At 60.5% G+C, this 18281-nt stretch carries 20 protein-coding genes and 1 pseudogene; 12 read left to right on the plus strand and 9 right to left on the minus strand.

What is annotated here, in order from left to right; genetic code table 11:
* Positions 1–64 precede the first annotated feature (64 nt).
* Positions 65–490: pseudogene (locus AB4N47_RS03275) on the plus strand (methyl-accepting chemotaxis protein); the annotation flags it as partial.
* A gap of 134 nt (positions 491–624) precedes the next feature.
* Here the strand turns inward: AB4N47_RS03275 and AB4N47_RS03280 are convergent.
* Together AB4N47_RS03280 and AB4N47_RS03285 are read right to left on the minus strand one after the other, a co-directional pair.
* Complete coding sequence (locus tag AB4N47_RS03280; protein ID WP_341638965.1) at positions 625–2049, minus strand: MFS transporter; 1425 nt, start codon at positions 2047–2049, stop codon at positions 625–627.
* Positions 2050–2174: 125 nt separating this feature from the next.
* Positions 2175–2615 carry a PACE efflux transporter gene (locus tag AB4N47_RS03285; RefSeq protein ID WP_122691401.1) on the minus strand — a complete coding sequence of 147 codons (441 nt, stop codon included), beginning with the start codon at positions 2613–2615 and terminating at the stop codon, positions 2175–2177.
* Positions 2616–2737: 122 nt separating this feature from the next.
* Between AB4N47_RS03285 and AB4N47_RS03290 the strand changes: the two genes are divergently transcribed.
* Positions 2738–3610 carry a LysR family transcriptional regulator gene (locus AB4N47_RS03290; RefSeq protein WP_341638966.1) on the plus strand — a complete coding sequence of 291 codons (873 nt, stop codon included), beginning with the start codon at positions 2738–2740 and terminating at the stop codon, positions 3608–3610.
* Between the two features lie 139 nt (positions 3611–3749).
* Here the strand turns inward: AB4N47_RS03290 and gntR are convergent, their stop codons facing one another.
* Positions 3750–4781, minus strand: coding sequence for an HTH-type transcriptional regulator GntR (gene gntR / locus AB4N47_RS03295; RefSeq protein WP_024014046.1), 1032 nt, complete (start codon positions 4779–4781; stop codon positions 3750–3752).
* A gap of 216 nt (positions 4782–4997) precedes the next feature.
* On the opposite strand from gntR, the gene AB4N47_RS03300 reads away from it, so the two are divergent.
* Both AB4N47_RS03300 and AB4N47_RS03305 read left to right on the plus strand, forming a co-directional pair.
* A complete protein-coding gene (locus AB4N47_RS03300; protein ID WP_016773550.1) occupies positions 4998–5531 on the plus strand; it encodes a gluconokinase in 534 nt (177 codons plus the stop codon).
* Positions 5532–5613: 82 nt separating this feature from the next.
* Positions 5614–6966 carry a GntP family permease gene (locus AB4N47_RS03305; protein ID WP_016773551.1) on the plus strand — a complete coding sequence of 451 codons (1353 nt, stop codon included), beginning with the start codon at positions 5614–5616 and terminating at the stop codon, positions 6964–6966.
* 178 nt (positions 6967–7144) lie between these two features.
* Here AB4N47_RS03305 and alaC read toward each other — a convergent pair whose 3' ends face one another.
* Entirely contained in the window at positions 7145–8362 is a 1218-nt protein-coding gene (alaC, locus tag AB4N47_RS03310) for an alanine transaminase (RefSeq protein WP_110602462.1), read from the minus strand.
* Between the two features lie 138 nt (positions 8363–8500).
* Between alaC and AB4N47_RS03315 the strand changes: the two genes are divergently transcribed.
* The 3 genes from AB4N47_RS03315 to AB4N47_RS03325 all read left to right on the plus strand — a co-directional run bounded on the left by AB4N47_RS03315 (position 8501) and on the right by AB4N47_RS03325 (position 10295).
* Positions 8501–9163: a LysE family translocator gene (locus AB4N47_RS03315; RefSeq protein WP_016773553.1), complete on the plus strand. Its 663-nt coding sequence runs from the start codon at positions 8501–8503 to the stop codon at positions 9161–9163.
* Between the two features lie 69 nt (positions 9164–9232).
* Positions 9233–9718, plus strand: a complete 486-nt coding sequence (locus AB4N47_RS03320; protein WP_341638967.1) for a GyrI-like domain-containing protein — start codon at positions 9233–9235, stop codon at positions 9716–9718.
* Positions 9719–9806: 88 nt separating this feature from the next.
* Positions 9807–10295, plus strand: coding sequence for a GNAT family N-acetyltransferase (locus AB4N47_RS03325; RefSeq protein ID WP_016773555.1), 489 nt, complete (start codon positions 9807–9809; stop codon positions 10293–10295).
* A 131-nt stretch (positions 10296–10426) separates the two neighbouring features.
* On the opposite strand, the gene AB4N47_RS03330 is transcribed toward AB4N47_RS03325, so the two are convergent.
* Together AB4N47_RS03330 and AB4N47_RS03335 are read right to left on the minus strand one after the other, a co-directional pair.
* Positions 10427–11032, minus strand: coding sequence for a pyridoxamine 5'-phosphate oxidase family protein (locus AB4N47_RS03330; protein WP_341638968.1), 606 nt, complete (start codon positions 11030–11032; stop codon positions 10427–10429).
* Positions 11033–11049: 17 nt separating this feature from the next.
* Positions 11050–11535, minus strand: a complete 486-nt coding sequence (locus AB4N47_RS03335) for a GNAT family N-acetyltransferase (RefSeq protein ID WP_341638969.1) — start codon at positions 11533–11535, stop codon at positions 11050–11052.
* A gap of 142 nt (positions 11536–11677) precedes the next feature.
* On the opposite strand from AB4N47_RS03335, the gene AB4N47_RS03340 reads away from it, so the two are divergent.
* The 3 genes from AB4N47_RS03340 to AB4N47_RS03350 are packed head-to-tail and all read left to right on the plus strand — an operon-like array spanning position 11678 to position 13710.
* Positions 11678–12103, plus strand: coding sequence for a YybH family protein (locus tag AB4N47_RS03340; protein ID WP_341638970.1), 426 nt, complete (start codon positions 11678–11680; stop codon positions 12101–12103).
* Between the two features lie 40 nt (positions 12104–12143).
* Entirely contained in the window at positions 12144–12488 is a 345-nt protein-coding gene (locus AB4N47_RS03345; RefSeq protein WP_039758054.1) for a YciI family protein, read from the plus strand.
* Positions 12481–13710: an RNA polymerase sigma factor gene (locus AB4N47_RS03350; protein WP_341638971.1), complete on the plus strand. Its 1230-nt coding sequence runs from the start codon at positions 12481–12483 to the stop codon at positions 13708–13710. The genes AB4N47_RS03345 and AB4N47_RS03350 overlap by 8 nt, the downstream gene beginning before the upstream one ends.
* 107 nt (positions 13711–13817) lie before the next feature.
* Here the strand turns inward: AB4N47_RS03350 and AB4N47_RS03355 are convergent, their stop codons facing one another.
* Positions 13818–14672 carry a LysR family transcriptional regulator gene (locus tag AB4N47_RS03355; protein ID WP_341638972.1) on the minus strand — a complete coding sequence of 285 codons (855 nt, stop codon included), beginning with the start codon at positions 14670–14672 and terminating at the stop codon, positions 13818–13820.
* An 89-nt stretch (positions 14673–14761) separates the two neighbouring features.
* Between AB4N47_RS03355 and AB4N47_RS03360 the strand changes: the two genes are divergently transcribed.
* On the plus strand, positions 14762–15199 hold the full coding sequence (locus AB4N47_RS03360) for a multidrug/biocide efflux PACE transporter (RefSeq protein ID WP_341638973.1): 438 nt from the start codon (positions 14762–14764) through the stop codon (positions 15197–15199).
* Positions 15200–15318: 119 nt separating this feature from the next.
* On the opposite strand, the gene AB4N47_RS03365 is transcribed toward AB4N47_RS03360, so the two are convergent.
* Positions 15319–16077: an SDR family NAD(P)-dependent oxidoreductase gene (locus AB4N47_RS03365; RefSeq protein ID WP_341638974.1), complete on the minus strand. Its 759-nt coding sequence runs from the start codon at positions 16075–16077 to the stop codon at positions 15319–15321.
* Positions 16078–16197: 120 nt separating this feature from the next.
* On the opposite strand from AB4N47_RS03365, the gene AB4N47_RS03370 reads away from it, so the two are divergent.
* Complete coding sequence (locus AB4N47_RS03370) at positions 16198–17094, plus strand: LysR family transcriptional regulator (RefSeq protein WP_024014036.1); 897 nt, start codon at positions 16198–16200, stop codon at positions 17092–17094.
* A gap of 52 nt (positions 17095–17146) precedes the next feature.
* Here AB4N47_RS03370 and AB4N47_RS03375 read toward each other — a convergent pair whose 3' ends face one another.
* The gene (locus tag AB4N47_RS03375; RefSeq protein WP_016773564.1) at positions 17147–18169 is read right to left on the minus strand and encodes a transporter; all 1023 of its coding nucleotides are present in this window, start codon (positions 18167–18169) and stop codon (positions 17147–17149) included.
* Between the last annotated feature and the right edge of the window lie 112 nt (positions 18170–18281).

The following is an 18281-nucleotide window of genomic DNA, read 5'->3' on the forward strand; positions in this document are numbered from 1 at the left end:
AAACGACGCCTGCGCGCAAAAAGGCTCACAAGTCGTGCAGCAGACCGTGCAGATCATCCAGGACATTTCCCGCGATCTGAACGAAGCGGCGGTGAGCATCGATGCGGTCAGCAAACAGTCGGACATCATCGGCACCATCGTCCAGACCATTCGCGGCATTGCCGATCAGACCAACCTGCTGGCACTCAATGCCGCGATCGAAGCGGCGCGTGCCGGTGAGCATGGACGCGGTTTTGCCGTCGTCGCCGATGAGGTGCGCAGCCTCGCCGCGCGGACCAGTCAGGCCACTCTGGAAATTGTCGACGTGGTGCGCAAGAACCACGACCTGTCGCTGAGCGCAGTGTCGAGCATGCAGTCGAGCCTGAGCCGCACCGGGCTGGGCGTGGAGCTGGCGAACGAGGCGGGCGAGGTGATCCTCGAGATTCAGCAGGGCTCGCGGCATGTGGTGGATGCGATCAGTCAGTTCAATGAAACCCTGCAATTGAACTGAGCTGTTCAACGTCACCAATAGCCAATGTGGGAGCGAGCCTGCTCGCGAAAGCGTTATGTCAGCCAGCACATGTCTTTCTGATACGACGCCTTCGCGAGCAGGCTCGCTCCCACAGTTGAGTCCTGCGTTGGCCTTCAACGATGAGCAATATTCTCCAGCGCCAGATTACGCGTACGCGGGCCGAACCAGCCGATGGTCAGCATCACGATCAGCATGCTGCTGACGATGAACGCCAGTACCCCCGGCGTGCCGAAGTTATCCAGGAACATGCCGATCAGCAGACTGCTGAACACCGTCGACAAGCGACTGAACGAATAGCAGAACCCGACCGCGCGGGCGCGGATGTTGGTCGGGAACAGTTCGCTCTGGTAGGAGTGATAACTGAAGCTCAGCCAGGCGTTGCAGAAGGTGATCATTACCCCGCAGAAGATCAGCCCGAATGCGCTGCTCTGCAGGGCGAACAGGGTGCCGAAGGTCATCGCGCCGAGGGCAGAGCCGACGATCTGCCATTTGTTTTCGAAGCGGTTGGCGAACTTCACGAACAGCAACGGCCCGAGCGGGTAGGCGAGGGTGATGATGAAGGCGTACATCAGACTGTGGGTGACACTCACGCCTTGCCCCGAAAGCAGCGCCGGCAACCAGTTGCCGAAACCGAAGAAACCGATCGCCTGAAAGATGTGGAAGACGATCAGCATCAACGCGCGGCGGCGGTACGGCGGCTGCCAGATATCGGCGAAACGGCCCTTGCCTTCGACATCCACCGGCACCGGTTCCGGCGCATCCAGCGCCTGGCCGTGATCCTTGGCGCAGCGCGCTTCGAGGTTATCGAGAATACGCTTGGCTTCATCGAAGCGACCATGCTGCGCCAGCCAGCGCGGCGATTCCGGCAGACGCTTGCGCAGCCACCAGATAAACAGCGCAAACACCGCGCTGGCCAACACTACCCAACGCCAGCCGGAAATGCCGAACGGCGCTTGCGGTACCAGCCACCACGACATCAAAGCCACCGCCGGCACCGAGAGGAACTGCACGAAAAACGCGAAGGCAAACGCCGAGCTGCGCATGCGCTTGGGCACCAGTTCCGAGAGGTACGCGTCGATGGTCACCAGCTCGATTCCGAGGCCGATGCCGACCAGAAAGCGCATGCCGATGATGCCCAGCGCTGAGGTCTGGATCCCCATCAGGACTGTCGCCACCGTGTACCAGATCAGCGCGAAGGTGAAGATTGCCCGGCGACCGAAACGATCCGCCAACGGACTGAGCAGGCTGGCGCCGAGGAACAGGCCGAGGAACGTCGCCGAGGCGAACGCCGCCTGATCGGAGAAACCGAACACGCCTTGCTTGCCCGTGGCGAACAAGCCGTCGCGAATCAGCCCGGGACTGATGTAGGCGGTCTGGAACAGATCGTAGAGTTCGAAAAATCCGCCGATCGACAGCAGCGCCACCAGGCGCCAGATGGTGGCGACAGCGGGCAGCCGATCGATGCGGGCGGAAATTGCGGCGGCGCGTACCGGGTCGATGCCATCACTGGGCGCGGCGGCGGGAGTGTGAGCAGTCATAAGCTGATCCATTTTTTATTGATGGAAAAGCTTAGCCTGCTATCGGTGTTGGCGGATTGTGAATACCAGCGGTTTACCCGGTCAAACCGCTGATTTCTCGCAATATCTGCTTACGAATTAGCGATTTATGCCGCAGCGGCAGAATCCGGCAGCGCCGAGTTCGGCAGGCCGAAGATGCGGTCGAACAGCCAGTTGAATACGAAGGTGTAGCACGGGATGAAAATGATCAGCGCCAGATCAAGCAGGAACGCCTGCACCAGACTGATGTTCATCCACCACGCAATCAGCGGAATCAGGAACACGATCAGCGTCAATTGAAAGCCGACCGCGTGGGCGATACGCCGTCTGACCGTGCGGGTGCGCGAGACCTGGCGACTTTCCCAGCGCTCGAACAACGAGGTGTAGATGAAATTCCAGGTCACGGCGATGCTTGTGATGATCACCGCCAGCGGCCCGGTGCTGCCCGGCGACGTGCCCGACAGCAATGCCAAACCAAGGGCCGAGAAGGTCATGCCGATCACTTCGTAGAGCGACACGTAGACCAGTTTGCGTTTCACGCCTTGCATGCAGATTTGCCTCTTTCTTGCCGAATGTTGGCCAGCAGGGCTGGCGAAGGCGGCGAAAGATAGCTTCAATAGACCTGACAGAAAAAGTCGGTAGCTTTCAGTTTTATTGATAGGTCAGGCATTTGAATTTCAGCAGCGACAGCATCGAATTGTTTTTGGCGGTGATCGAACGCGGCTCGTTTTCCGCTGCGGCGCGGCAGTTGGGCAAGGTGCCGTCGGCTGTGAGCATGGGCATTGCCAATCTTGAAGCGGAACTCGGTTACCCGTTGTTCGACCGCAGCCACCGCGAGCCGCAACCCACGGCGATGGCGCAGTCGTTGGTGCCGCACGCGCGACTGATCGCCGAGCAGCTCAAGCAGTTGCAGGTGCACGCGGTGGAGCTGTCGCTGGGGCTGGAAAGCAGGTTGTCGATCGGCGTGGTCGCGGACATCGATCGGCGGCGCTTGCTGGCAGCGATCAAGGTGATTGCCGAGCGGCATCCGTTGCTCGATATCGAAGTGCTGACTGCGCCACAGGATGATGTGCTGGCGATGTTGCACAGTGGCCGGGTCAGCGTGTGTCTGGCGTTCGCCGGTTTGAGCGTGAATGCGCTGGAGCGGTTTCAGTTTGTCGGCAGCGAACGCATGATCGCCACGCTGGCGGCGGACAGTCCGTTGTTGCAGGGACGGGATGTGTATCTGGAAGATCTGGTGCAGGTGCGGCAGATCATCGTCGCCAGCCGTGACTTGCCGATCAGCGAAACGCGGCCGTTGGTGGCTGAGTCTTACTGGCGTACGGACAATCTTGAGACGGCAATGGAGATGGTCGAAGCGGGATTGGGCTGGGGTAATTTCCCGCTGTCGGTGGTACAGCCGTGGCTGGAGGCGGGACGCTTGAAACGGCTGAATTTTCGCAACATCGAAAATGGCCTGGTGCTGCCGGTGCACGCGGTGTGGCTCAAGAGCCAGCCATTGCAGAAGGGTGCGCAGGCGTTGGTTGACCTGCTCAGCCATTGAACTTGGTAGAGATCCCCTGTGGGAGCGAGCCTGCTCGCGAAGGCGTCGTGTCAGCTGCATCAATGCTGACTGACCCACCGCTTTCGCGAGCAGGCTCGCTCCCACAAGGGTTGTGTTGCAACTCAGCATTTGTGAAGGGTCAGGTACTCTCGCGCACCTTAAGCTCAAACCCCATGTCCTCCACCGGCCGCGCCACTTTGTTACCCGCCATCAACGTCAGCATCTGCTCCGCCGCGCGCCGGCCGATCGCCTCGCGCGGGGTGTTGATGCTGCTCAGGCGCGGCACCATGTGTTCGGACATCGGCAAATCATTGAAACCGAGGATCGCCACCTGCTCGGGAATCTTGATGCCGTTACGCAACGCTTCCAGCAGCGCGCCTTGGGCCAGGTCATCGTTGCCAAAGAAGATCGCATCGACGTCCGGATGCGCCGCCAGCAATTGCAGGAACAGCTCGCCGCCCAAGCCCACCGACGAAGCACGCGGTGTCAGCACTTCCAGATCCGGGTCGTAACGGCCCGCCTTCTGCAACGCCTTGCGGAAGCCTTCACCGCGCAACAACGTGCGCTGGTCCAGCTGCGCGCCGATGTAGGCCAGACGCTTGCGTCCACGAGACAGAAGATGCTCGGCGGCAGTTTCCCCGGCGCTCAACTGCGAGAAACCCACGCAATTGACTCCGGCAGCACTGTCCAGCTCCATCATGTACACGCAAGGAATGTTGCTGGCCTCGATCATCCGCCGCGAACTTTCCGTGCGATCAAAACCGGTCAGCAGAAAGCCGCGAGGCTGATAAGCCATGTAGTTGCGCAGCAGGTTTTCTTCTTCATCGCGAGAATAGTGAAAGTTGCCGATCAGCACTTCGAAGCCCTTGGGTGTCAATACCCGATGAATGGCTTCCAGCGTGTCGATGAACAGCAGGTTGGACAGCGACGGCACCAGCACCACTACCGAATGGCTCTGCGCCGAGGCCAAAGCACGGGCGGCAGGGTTGACCACATAGTTGAGTTCGAGCGCGGCTTTCTGAACTTTTTCCACCAGTTCGGTGGCTACCGTGCTCACCCCGCGCAAGGCGCGGGACGCAGTGATCGGGCTGACGCCGGCCAGGCGGGCTACTTCATTAAGGGTCGGACGGCCGGTGGTGCGGGTATTTTTATCGTTCTTGGGGGAGGTCATCGGGCGGCTTGCCAAACAAAAATCAAGGCACTAAGGTAGCGCTGTCCTGATGCAGCTGCAAATGCGTGAGCGCGGTCCTGCCTGATCAGTGCTCTTTGGCGTTAGGAACAAACCTGCTGCAACCCAAAAAAACGACAAGAAGGCGTCGGCAACTTCTGCCTGTGCACTAGAGTCATAGCTAGCAAAGGTAGCGCTGTCTGCGCGCTGAGGTGTTATATGAGTCATCCCATCACCGCCCTGGTCATCATGGGCGTTGCCGGTTGCGGCAAGACGTGCGTCAGCCAGGCCCTGTGCCAATTGAGCGGCGCCACTGCCATTGAAGGCGATACTTTTCATCCGGCCGCGAACATCGAAAAGATGAGCGCGGGGATCCCCCTGAACGACGAAGACCGCGCTGGCTGGCTCGACAGCCTGTGCGATGAACTGCGTCGCGTCGATGCCCAAGGCCAGCGCCCGGTGTTGACCTGCTCCGCCCTTAAACACAGTTACCGCGAACGTCTGCGCAGTGCCTTGCCGGGCCTTGGCTTCGTGTTTCTTGAACTGACCCCGGAAGTCGCCGCCGAGCGTGTATCGCACCGCCCGGGCCACTTCATGCCGGCGACGTTGATCGAAAGCCAGTTCGCCACCCTCGAATCGCCCAAGGGCGAGCCGCTGACCCTGCCGCTTAATGCCTCGATTCACAGCGTCGAAGAGCTGGCCCTGCAGGCTCACGTCTGGTGGCAGGCCAACGGTCTGAAACAGGCGGTATGAGTATGTTGAAAAAGACAGCGCTGTCCTCCCGACTTCTGTTCAACCCGCTTTAATAACAACAACAATCCAGGAGACACCCCCCATGTTTGGCATGTCCCACGAGACGTTCCTGCTGCTCGATGCGGTGGTCACGGTAATCGGCCTGATTATCTTGATCACCAAATTCAAGATTCACCCGTTCATAGCCCTGACCATCGCCGCCGCGTTCCTTGGCCTGACCTCGGGCATGCCGATCAACACCATCATCAAGGCGTTCCAGGACGGCTTCGGTGGCGTGCTCGGTTTTGTCGGCATCATCCTCGCCCTGGGCACCATGCTCGGCAAAATGATGGCCGAATCCGGCGGCGCCGATCAGATCGCCCAGACCCTGATCCGCGCCTTCGGCAAGGACAAAGTCCAGTGGGCAATGATGTTCGCCGCGTTTCTGGTGGGCATTCCGCTGTTCTTCGAAATCGGCTTCGTGCTGCTGATTCCGCTGGTGTTCATCGTTGCACGCCGTACCGGTGTGTCGATCATCAAGATCGGTATCCCGCTGCTCGCCGGCCTCTCTGCGGTGCACGGTCTGGTACCGCCGCACCCGGGCCCGCTGCTGGCCATCGGCGTATTCGGCGCGGACATCGGCAAGACCATTCTCTACGGTCTGATCGTTGCACTGCCGACCGCCATCATTGCCGGTCCGATCTTCGGTACCTTCATCGCCAAGCACATCCCGGGTCACCCGAATCAGGAACTGGTCGATCAACTGGCCCGTGAAAACGACTCGGCCAACCTGCCGAGCTTCAGCATCACCCTGGTCACCGTGCTGCTGCCGGTGTTCCTGATGCTGCTGAAAACCTTCGCTGACGTGGCACTGCCGGACGGCAACTTCTTCCGCATCTGGATGGACATGATCGGCCACCCGATCTCCGCACTGCTGCTGGCGTTGCTGCTGTCGCTGTACACCTTCGGCTACAAGCAGGGCATCGGTTCCAACCAGATGCTCAAGTGGCTCGACGCAAGCCTGGCGCCTACCGCTGCGATCATTCTGATCATCGGTGCCGGCGGTGGCTTCAAGCAGATGCTGGTGACCAGCGGCGTGGGTGACGTGATCGGCCACATGGCGGTCAGCGCGCAGATTTCGCCGATCCTGCTGGCCTGGCTGGTGGCGGCGGTAATCCGTATCGCGACCGGTTCGGCCACTGTGGCGACCATCACTGGCGCGGGCATTGTGGTGCCGGTTGTCGGCATGATTCCGGGCGTCAACCGTGAGCTGCTGGTGCTCGCCACCGGCGCCGGTTCGCTGATCCTGTCCCACGTCAACGACGCCGGTTTCTGGCTGGTCAAGCAGTACTTCAACATGACCGTGGCCGAAACGTTCAAGACCTGGACTGCGATGGAAACCATTCTGTCGGTGGTCGGCCTGGGCTTTATCCTGCTGCTGTCGCTGTTCGTATAAGCGACGCTTTGCAGACACAAAAAAACCGCAGCGATGCGGTTTTTTTGTGTCCTGAGTGAACGGTTCACTGAAAGCCATTGTGGGAGCGAGCCTGCTCGCGAAGGCGTCGTGTCAGCTGCATCTATGCTGACTGACCCACCGCTTTCGCGAGCAGGCTCGCTCCCACAGGGGACAGGTGTCAGGCAGGGGATTTCGGATTGAAGCCATCCGCGCGGAACATCCCGCGAATCCCGCGTACAGCCTGACGAATCCGGTCCTGGTTTTCGATCAGCGCGAAGCGCACGTGGTCATCACCGTACTCACCAAAGCCAACCCCCGGCGAGACGCAGACCTTGGCCTCGGCCAGCAGTTTCTTGGCGAACTCCAGCGAACCCAGATGCGCATATGCCTGGGGAATCTTCGCCCAGACGTACATCGACGCTTTCGGGTTCTCGACCATCCAGCCCAGCTCATGCAGGCCCTTGACCAGCACGTTGCGCCGCTGACGATACTGCTCGGCGATGTCGCGCACGCATTGCTGATCGCCTTCCAGCGCGGCAATCGCCGCCACTTGCAGTGGGGTGAAGGTGCCGTAGTCGTGGTAGCTCTTGATCCGCGCCAGGGCGCTGACCAGTTCCGGGTTGCCGACCATGAAACCGATGCGCCAGCCGGCCATGTTGTAGCTCTTGGACAGGGTGAAAAACTCCACCGCAATGTCCTTGGCCCCCGGCACCTGCATGATCGACGGCGCTTTCCAGCCGTCGTAGACGATGTCGGCGTAAGCCAGGTCGTGGATGACCAACACGTCGTATTGCTTGGCCAGGGCGATCACCCGCTCGAAGAAATCCAGCTCCACGCATTGCGCGGTCGGGTTCGACGGGAAGCCGAGGATCATCATTTTCGGCTTGGGGATCGAACCGCGAATGGCGCGCTCCAGCTCATCGAAGAAATCCACCCCCGGCACCAGCGGCACCGAACGCACCTGAGCGCCAGCGATCACCGCACCGTAGATATGAATCGGATAACTCGGGTTCGGCACCAGCACCGTGTCGCCCTGGTCCAGTGTCGCCAGCATCAAATGCGCCAGGCCTTCCTTGGAGCCGATGGTGACAATGGCTTCGCTTTCCGGGTCGATATCGACTTCGTAGCGCTGCTTGTACCAATTGGAAATCGCCCGGCGCAGGCGTGGTATGCCTTTGGACGTCGAGTAACCGTGGGTGTCCTCACGTTGGGCGACCTGCACCAGTTTTTCGACAATGTGCGGCGGCGTGGCGCCGTCGGGATTGCCCATGCTCAGGTCGATGATGTCTTCACCACGGCGGCGAGCGGCCATTTTCAGCTCGGCGGTGATGTTGAAAACGTAAGGGGGGAGTCGATCTATGCGCGCAAAGCGGCGCGGCGAACCTTGTTCGGCCATTGTTGCCTCGGATAACGTAAGCGCCCGGAACCGTCCGAGCGACGCTGGTCACTGCGGTGACCTGTGGCGGAAGATAAGGGCAGTGATGGCATACTGTCCAGCGCGGTTGTAAACATTTTTTTCAAGGAAAATCGGTCAATGGAATTCACCAGCGGCTTCTTGCTGAGCCTTTCGCTGTGCCTGGATATCGGCGTAGCCAACATCGCGATGATCACCCTGGCCATGCAGCGCGGCTACTTTCAGGGCTTCGCCCTGGGCCTGGGTACCTGTGTCGGCGACCTGATTTACGCGGTGCTGGCGCTGGCCGGCATGACCGTCCTGCTGCAATACGAAACCGTGCGCTGGGTCCTGTGGATTGGCGGTTCGGCGCTGCTGATCTACTTCGCGGCGAAGATGATTTATTCGGCGATTCACCACGAAGCGCTGCTGGCGGAAACGGCGGAAGTGGGGCAGAACTCTCATCGCAAGGAATTCTTTCGCGGCATCTTCCTCGCCATGTCGTCGCCGAGTGCGATTCTCTGGTTTGCTGCGGTTGGCGGCACGTTGATCGCCCGATCCGGTGGCGGTGGTCCGTTGAGTTCGGCGCTGTTTCTCGGTGGTTTTCTCTGCGCCGGGCTGCTGTGGTCGGCGGGTCTGTGCTTCGCTGCAAGCCACGGCGGCAAACTGCTGGGCGACAAGCTTCTGCGCTACTCCTATCTGGCATCGGCGGCGATCTTCTGTTATTTCGCGGTGTACGTGATCGTTTCCGGCTACAACGAGTTCGTCGGCTCGGGCGCCGTCGAGCAGTTGCACTCGCTGTAAACGTGCGAAACGGGTCGGGCTTTCTATACTCCCAGCCGAATCCACTTTTCCGTTCTGAGGAGTCGCGTCATGGATGAACAACAACGCGTCGAGATAACCGAGCCTCGCTTCGAACACGGGCAATTCCTGCTGATTGCCGGTTTCGGCGGGCGATTCACTCAGGAGACCACCGAAGACATTCCCGCGTTGTGGGAAAAGCTGATCCCGCACTTGGGAAAAATCCCCGCGCAAGTCAACGAAATAACCTACGGCGTTTGCTGCAATGCGGACGGCGAGGGCGGTTTCGAATACATCGCCGGGGTGCAGATCGACAAGCTCGACGACCTGCCGGAAAAGTACCGCTGGGTTGAAATCCAGCCGCAGAAATATGCGGTGTTCGAGCACAAGGGGTCACTGGCGCAACTCCCTGACACCTTCCAGTACATCTGGAACACTTGGCTGCCGCAGTCCGGCCACGAAGCGGCGGACGCCCCGGAATTCGAGCGCTACAGCGAGGATTACAACCCGAAACTCAATACCGGCACCCTGGAAATCTGGCTGCCGATCAAGGCCTGAGCGGCGTAACAATCGAGGTGGAGCATGTCCGCCCCGTTGGTTCTGCATTATGCTGGCGGGCCTTGTTTCCACAGATTTTTGAGCTGCCATGAACACCGTGATCCGCAACGTCAGCGCCGCCGACCTCGACCGCTGCTACGCCATCGAAACCGTCGCCTACGAAGGCGACGAAGCCGCCACCCGCGAAAAGATCGCCACGCGCATCGCCACTTGGCCGGACGGCTTCATCGTCGCCGAGGTGGACGGCGTGGTCGCCGGTTTCATCAATTCCGGCGCGGCGTTCGACGTGCAGATGTCCGACGAGGCCTTCAAGGAGCTGATCGGCCACGACCCGAAAGGCCCGAACGTGGTGATCATGTCGGTGGTGGTGCACCCGGATTACCAAGGGCAGGGCCTGGCCAAGCGCCTGCTCGGCGAATTCATCGAGCGCATGCGCGCCATGGACAAAGCGACGATTCATCTGATGTGCAAAGAGCAACACATTGCGTTGTACGCCGGATTTGGCTTTGCCTACATCAAGCCGTCCGAGTCCGACCACGGCGGCATGGCGTGGCACGAGATGATCCTGACCCTCTGAACTTCAATCAAAACTGTGGGAGCGAGCCTGCTCGCGAAAGCGGTATTTCAGCTAAGCAAGTGTCGACTGACACGATGCCTTCGCGAGCAGGCTCGCTCCCACAGGGTTTTGAGGTGTTTGTAGTTACGCGGTTAGTAAAGGCTTTCACGCACCCGTTTCGGCGCTTCCCGATCGTAGGTGTCGGCGTCGAACTGGCCGTCATTCAGGCGCTTGTGAAATGCGCCAGCAGATGGCAAGGCCGAGCGCGGCAGGTGCGTTTCGGGATTCCACGCATCCGAGCGGACAAAGGCTTTCGAACAGTGAAAAAACGCCGCGTCCACCGTCACCAGCAACACAGTTTTCGCCGGTTTGCCATTCACCGCGAAACTCTCCAGCAACGCCGGTTCATCGCTGATCAGGGCCGTGCCATTGACCCGCAATGTTTCGCCGATCCCGGGAATGATGAACAGCAGCGACACCCGCGAATCGTGCAGCACATTGCGCAAGGTATCGATGCGGTTGTTGCCCGGGCGATCCGGCAGGGCCAACGTGTTTTGATCAATGATCCGAACAAACCCCGGCGCATCACCGCGCGGCGAGTTATCGAGGCCATCGGTCCCCACCGAGCTGACGATCACTAGCGGCGACAGGCGCACCATCGCCTGATAATCCTCGTTGAGAAAGCCGATCTGCTTGCGCACCGCACGTTCGTGGGGCAATCCGTAAATAGCTTCCAGTGCTTCGATTGAGTCAATCATCGTTATCCCTCTACGATTTAAAAAAACAGCCCCATCCGCCGCTCGTACCCAATCCGGCCCTTGTACGCTTCACCGCTGTCGACATAGCCATGCCTGGCGTATAGCGCAATCGCCGCCTCGTTATCAGCGTCCACCGACAATTCCAGCCCCTTGATCTCCGGCCACGCTTCACGGGCGACAGCGGGCAGCGCTTGCAGGCACGCCTTGCCGTAACCCTTGCCCTGCGCGCGCCGATCGACCTGCAGAGCATGCAATGTGGCGCTGTGTTCGTCGGCCCAGTCGGGCAATACCGGCGGGCGCTTGAGCAGCAGAAACGCCACCGGTGCGTCGTCCGCCAGCAGGGCAAAACCCTTTACGCCGGGGCCGGGTTTCGACAGCAGGGTGTGCAGGGCACCGTGGATGTCTCCGGAGAACTTGATCTGCTCGGGGTGAATTTCAATCGACTCGACTTGCTCACGCTGCAAAGGGCTGAGGCTGTCGTAAGGCACGAGTTGGGCTGACACGGGAATTTCCTTTTTCCTACAAGGATTGAAGCTCGGATTCTAGCGACATTGTTGTCGGCGAAATTTTTTTGTTTGCCCTGTCGATCTGCGCAAAGGGCAAACGACTAAGGGTGTCTTCACAACAAAAAACACGGAGAACACCATGAGCGCACAAAGCGAAATCCAGACCCTGATCAATACCTATCGCGAAGCGGTAATGGCCAAGGACGTCGAGAAAGTCATGGCCCTGTACGCCGACGACATCGTCTCGTTCGATGCGATCAAGGCCCTGCAATTCAAAGGCAAAGCGGCCTACCGCGCGCACTGGGTCGAGTGCATGGAAATGTGCCCCGGCCCGCACATCTTCGAGTTCCACGAAATCGCCATCGAACGTGCCGACAACATCGCTTTCGCCCATTGGGTGGCCAACTGCGGCGGCACCAATGACAAAGGCGAAACCCAGAGTTGCTGGATGCGCGTGACCGCCTGTTATCGGCAGGTCGGCGGAGCGTGGAAGATTGCCCACGAGCACTGGTCGGCACCGTTCGATCCGATGAGCGGCTCGACGCTGTTCGATGTAACCCCCTGATCTTCAGCCATAGTTGATCCGTTCGAATCAGGAGATCGCCATGAAATACCTATGCCTGGTCTACAGCGATGAACGCCTGCTGCACACCTCGCCGGACAGCCCGGAGGACGCTGAATGCTGGGCCTACGCCGAGTCGATTCAGGGCAGCGGGCGGATGATCGCCGCCGAAGCGCTGGAATCGGTAGAAACCGCCACCACGGTACGCATGCGCAACGGCAAGGTGTCGATCACCGACGGGCCTTTCGCTGAAACCAAGGAGCAACTGGCCGGTTTTTACCTGATCGATGCCAAGGATCTCAACGAAGCGATTCAGGTCGCCGGCAACATTCCGGCAGCGCGGGTCGGCAGCGTTGAGGTACGTCCGGTGCGGCAGTTGAATGTCTGACGTCAGGGCGCGGGTCGAGCAGGTCTACCGCGAGGATTCGCGGCGGATTCTGGCCACGCTGATCCGCCTGCTCGGTGATTTCGACCTCGCCGAAGAAGCCTTGCACGAGGCGTTCTTCGTCGCGGTCGAGCGCTGGCAGCGCGATGGCGTGCCGGACAACCCGCGCACCTGGCTGGTCTCCACCGGACGTTTCAAAGCCATCGATGTGCTGCGCCGGCGCGCGCGGTTCAAGGCGTCGCAACCGTTGCTGCTGGCACAACTCGATGAACTCGAACAGGCTGACTGGAGTGGCGAAGACGTGGAAGACGATCGCTTGCGGCTGATCTTCACCTGCTGCCACCCGGCCCTGGCGGCGGATGCGCAGGTGCCGCTGACCTTGCGCGAAGTCTGCGACCTCACCACCGAAGAAATCGCCCGCGCTTTTCTCTCGGCGCCGGCGGCGATTGCCCAGCGCATCGTCCGCGCCAAGGCCAAGATCCGCGACGCGAAAATCCCCTATCAAGTACCCACGCTGAACGAATTACCCGAGCGCCTCGACAGCGTATTGCGGGTGATTTATCTGGTGTTCAACGAAGGCTATTCGGCCTCGGTCGGTGCCGAGCTGACCCGCGATGATCTGACGCGCGAAGCGATTCGGCTGGGGCGCTTGTTGATGGAGTTGCTGCCGGAGCCGGAAGTCATGGGTCTGCTGGCGCTGATGCTGCTGCATGAATCACGCCGGCCGGCACGCACCTCACCGAGCGGTGAACTGGTATTGCTCGACGATCAGGATCGCTCGTTGTGGGATGCCGGGTTGATGGCCGAAGGCTGCGCGCTGGTCGAGCGCGCGCTGAGTACGCGGCGGTTCGGGCCGTATTGCCTGCAAGCGGCGATTGCAGCGGTGCATGCGGAAGCGCCGTCGGCGGCGCAAACTGACTGGCAGCAGATTGTCGGTCTGTACGACGTGCTGCTGCGCGCGGTGCCGTCGCCAGTGATCGAGCTGAACCGGGCGGTGGCGGTGGCGAAGCGGGATGGGGCGTTGGCCGGGTTGTTGGTGATCGAAGGGATTCTGGCGCGGGGCGAGTTGCAGGATTACCACTTGGTCCATTCGGCGCGGGCGGAGTTTTGCCGGCAGTTGGGTCGGGTGGAGCAGGCGCGCGCGGCGTATCAGCGGGCGCTGGAGCTGACGCGGCAGGAGCCGGAGCGGCGATTTATCGAGGGGCGACTGAGGGACCTGGGTTGATCTGGAAGCTGCGTCGGTGCGGTTGGCCCTTTCGCGAGCAGGCTCGCTCCCACAGGTGAGCGCATTTCAAGTGTGGGAGCGAGCCTGCTCGCGAATGGCAGCACCGCTTATTCAAGCATCTTGCTGAGCAACCAGCTCCCCGCCGGCCCCGGCGGATACAAGCGCGACCACAACGCATCGACAAACACCGGTTTCGGCCAGCCGCGCACGTCGAGCTCTATCAGCAAATCATTGGCATAACGCTGCACCAGCCACCTCGGCAACGGTGCCCAGCCAAAGCCTTTTTCCGCCATTTCCAGCAGCATCAGGTAACTCGGCGCCGACCACACCCGGCCTTTGCCGCGACTGTCGTAGGGATTGACGATGGTCGCCAGCCGCAATTCGCGATGTTGCTCGAGAATCTGCTGATCGACATGCTCAAGCTTCGCCAGCGCATGCTCACGGCTGACAAACAGGGCTATCTCCGTGCGCTCGGCCACAGTGGAGGTCACCAGATCCGGCGGGTAGTTGTCTTGCATTTCCGCGAAGGCCAAATGCGCTCGGCCGCGCTGGACCAGTTCGATCAGGTCATCGCATTCGGCAATCAGGCATTCCAGCTCAAGCTCCGGATAACGCTGCTCGAAACCCACCAGCGCCGCCTCGAAACGATACGACTGGTAGGTATCGGAAATCGCCACCGTCAGCTTCGGTTCCACACCTTGCACCAATTGCCGCGCGCTCATCTCCAGACGACTGGTGGCGGCCAGAATCGCCTCGGCTTTTTGCAGCATCACGTGGCCGGCGGGGGTGAGCGTGGGCTTGCGGCTGCTGCGGTCGAATAGCTGCAAATCCAGATCAATCTCGAGACTGGCGACCGCGGCGCTGATGGTCGACTGACTGCGGCCCAATTTGCGCGCCGCTGCGGAAAACGAGCCTTGCGTCGCTGCCTGCACAAATGCCAACAGCACTTCCTGCGAAGCCATGAACTATCGCCTTGATCGATGGTTATTGGTTATGAAGTATCGGTATTCAGTTAGATCATGGCAACCATCGTCAAACAAGGAGTCAGGCCATGACTGCCCACAAGTCCATCACCGAACGTGTTTTTCAGGCTATCGGTTTCGAATTTCTCGCCATCCTCATCTGTACCCCGCTGCTCGCCTGGATCATGCAAAAGCCGCTGCTCGACATGGGCGCGGTGACCGTGTTGATCGCGCTGCTGGCGCTGGCGTGGAACGTGGTGTTCAACCGTTTTTTCGACCGTGCATTGGCGCGGATGAATCTGCCGCACAACGCCTGGGTCCGTGTAGTGCATGCGCTGTTGTTCGAAGGTGGACTGATCGTGATGGGCGTGCCGCTGATAGCCTGGTGGCTGTCGGTCAGTCTGTGGCAGGCGTTGTTGCTCGACATTGGCGTGCTGCTGTTCTTCCTGCCGTACACCTACGTCTACCACTGGGGTTATGACGTACTGCGCGAGCGCTTCATGGCCCGCCGCACATATGAAAGCTGAGGTAGCCCTGTGGCGAGGGGATTTATCCCCGTTGGGCTGCGTAGCAGACCCGATTTTGGGGCCGCTCCGCAGCCCAGCGGGGATAAATCCCCTCGCCACAAACAGTCTGTTGGTTGAGGTCAGAGAAACATGCCGCCAGATGCCTCGACCCGCTGACCGTTGATCCACTGCCCACCCTCTGACAGCAGCAGCGCCAGTGCACCGCCAATATCATCCGGCAGCCCCACACGACCCAGCGCGGTGTTGCTGGCAACCATCGCGTTGACCGCGCTGTTGTCGCGCACCGTGCCACCGCCGAAATCGGTTTCAATCGCACCCGGCGCCAGAACGTTCACGCCAATCTGCCGTGCGCCAAGCTCCTTCGCCTGATAACGCGTCAGCACTTCCATCGCGCCTTTCATCGCAGCATAAGCGCCGTAACCGGGCAGGCTGAAGCGGGTCAGGCCGCTGGAGACATTGACGATGCGCCCACCGTCGTTGATCAGTGGCAACAGTTGCTGGGTCAGGAAAAACGGCCCTTTCAACTGCACGTTCATCAGCAGATCGAACTGCTCCGGGGTGGTTTCGCTGAACAGCGCATGCACGCCGACCCCGGCGTTGTTGATCAGGAAATCAAAGCGCTGACGCTCAAAGGTTTGCCCCAATACCTGTTCAACCTGCGCGGCAAACGCGGCGAAATTCTCGCTGCGGCCGACGTCCAGTTGCAGCATCGCCGCTTTCGCGCCGAGCGCCTGCAATTCAGTGACCAGCGCCTGGGCCTCGTCGGCGCGGCTGTTGTAGGTGCCGATGATGTCGATGCCTTGCGCGGCGAGGTGCAGGGCGGCGCTGCGGCCGAGGCCACGACTGGCGCCAGTGATCAGTGCGATTTTGCGGTTCATGCTGACTTCCTCGATTGCGTTGAATGGGATGGAAGAAGTTTATTTATCCGCCCTGAGGTGATAAACACGGCAAAAGCGGAATCACTGATCGGCTCAGCCGAACAATCACCGGGGCTTGTCATGAACAAACTGGAACTGCTGCGCACCTTCGTCCGGGTCAGCGAACTGTCGAGTTTCACCCTCGCCGGGGAAAGCCTCGGTCTGCCGCGCTCCACGGTGTCCGAACAGGTGCAGGCACTCGAAGCCTTGCTCGGCACGCGGCTGTTGCAGCGCACCACGCGCAAGGTGCAGGCCACTCAGGATGGACTGGTGCTGTATGAGCGCAGCAAGGACTTGCTTTCGCACATGGATGAGATCGAAGGGTTGTTCCGTCAGGACGAGGCTTCGCTGACCGGGCGCATCCGCGTCGACATGCCGAACATCCTCGCGCGACGCTTGATCATGCCGCGCCTGCCGGAATTCATGGATCGCCACCCGAATCTGCAGATGGAAATCAGCAGTACCGACCGGCGCGTCGATCTGCTCAGCGAGGGTTTCGACTGCGTATTGCGCATCGGCGCGCAGCCGGATCAGTCGGTGGTCGCCCGGCATCTCGGCGACTTCCCGATGGTCAATTGCGCCAGCCCGGCTTACCTGCAACGTTACGGCGTGCCGCAGACCATCGAGGATCTGGCGCAGCATCGGCTGGTGCATTACGTCGGCGTACTGGGCTCGCGTTCCGAGGGGTTCGTCTATGAGGAAAACGGCGAGGTGCGGCGCGTGGCGATGGCCGGCAGTGTCACGGTCAACAGCACCGATGCCTATGAAGCGGCGTGCCTGGGCGGCTTCGGCCTGACGCAGGTACCGCGCACCGGCATGCAGCCGCATCTGGAGAATGGCGAACTGGTGACCGTACTGCCACAACACACCGCACCGCCGATGGCGATTTCGTTGCTGTACGCACGGCAACGGCATTTGCCGCTGCGGGTGCGGGTGTTTATGGATTGGCTCGGCGATGTGGTCCGCTCAACGCTCTGATATTGAGCACATTGCCCCTGTGGGAGGACTGTGTTGTGTGTGGGATTTGCGCTCAATAATCCCCACGCTTGCGAAACGCCCAGCGCCCGGCAATCACGGTGAACGTCGCTACCAACGCGACCAGCACCCAAAATCCATGCGGGTCCTGGGACAGCGGCACACCGCCGACATTCATGCCGAAAAAACCGGCAATGATGTTGATCGGCAAGGCCAGCACTGTCACCACCGTCAGGGTGAACAGCGTGCGGTTGCTCTGTTCGTTGAGGTTGGCGGCGATTTCTTCCTGTAACAGTTTGATCCGTTCGCCGAGGGCTGTGAGGTCGTTGATGATCAGCGCAAACTCCTCGGTGGATTTGCGCAACTCCTTGACGTCCTCCTTCTGCAACCACGGCGGCGGACGATTGAGCAGGCGCAGCAGCGAACCCGGCTCCAGCGCCAGCAGCCGTTGCAGACGCACCAGCACGCGACGGTTGGCGCCAAGTTCGGCGCGGTTGGTCGACAGGCGCGAGGAGAGCAGTTCGTCTTCGACCTGATCAACACTCAGACTGGTCTTGCGCACGATCTGCGTCAGCACTTCGCCCTGATCGCGCAGCAAATGCACGAGTAGTTCCGAGGGCGAGCGAAAGCATTCGCCGGCCTTCACCGACGAGCGCAACTTGTCCACCGAGTGCAGCGGTTGCAGGCGCGCGCTGACGATCAGTTTGCTGCGCACGCAGACCCACAGCGTCGACACGTCGGAGGAGACCATGCTGCTGAGGTTGAACACCACATCGTTGACCACCGCCAGCAGCGCCGAATCGACATGCTCGATGCGCGTCGAACGCGAACCTTCGTGCAGCGCTTCGAAAAACTCCTCGGGTAATTGCAGATGACTTTTCATCCAGCGCTCGCACGCGGCGTGGGCCAGGTTCAGGTGCAGCCAGAGAAACTCTTCGCTGTCGCCGTCGTCCTGCAAGCAGCGCAAGGCCGTTGCCGAATCGATCTCGCGCCCGCGCTCACCGGGTAGAAAACGAAAGCCGTAGAGCAAGCCAAACAGGTCCGGGGCGCGATGGCTGATATCGAGGCTGTGGTTCATGGCGGCTCACTGCGAGGAAAGGTGTCTGGTGGGGGAGTTTCAGGTTCACCTGAGCGGCATCATCGCAAGCCGATATGACCGTTTTGTGACAGCAAAGTGACAGCAAATCAAC

The sequence above is a fragment of the Pseudomonas sp. S3_G06 genome, from assembly GCF_054667565.1.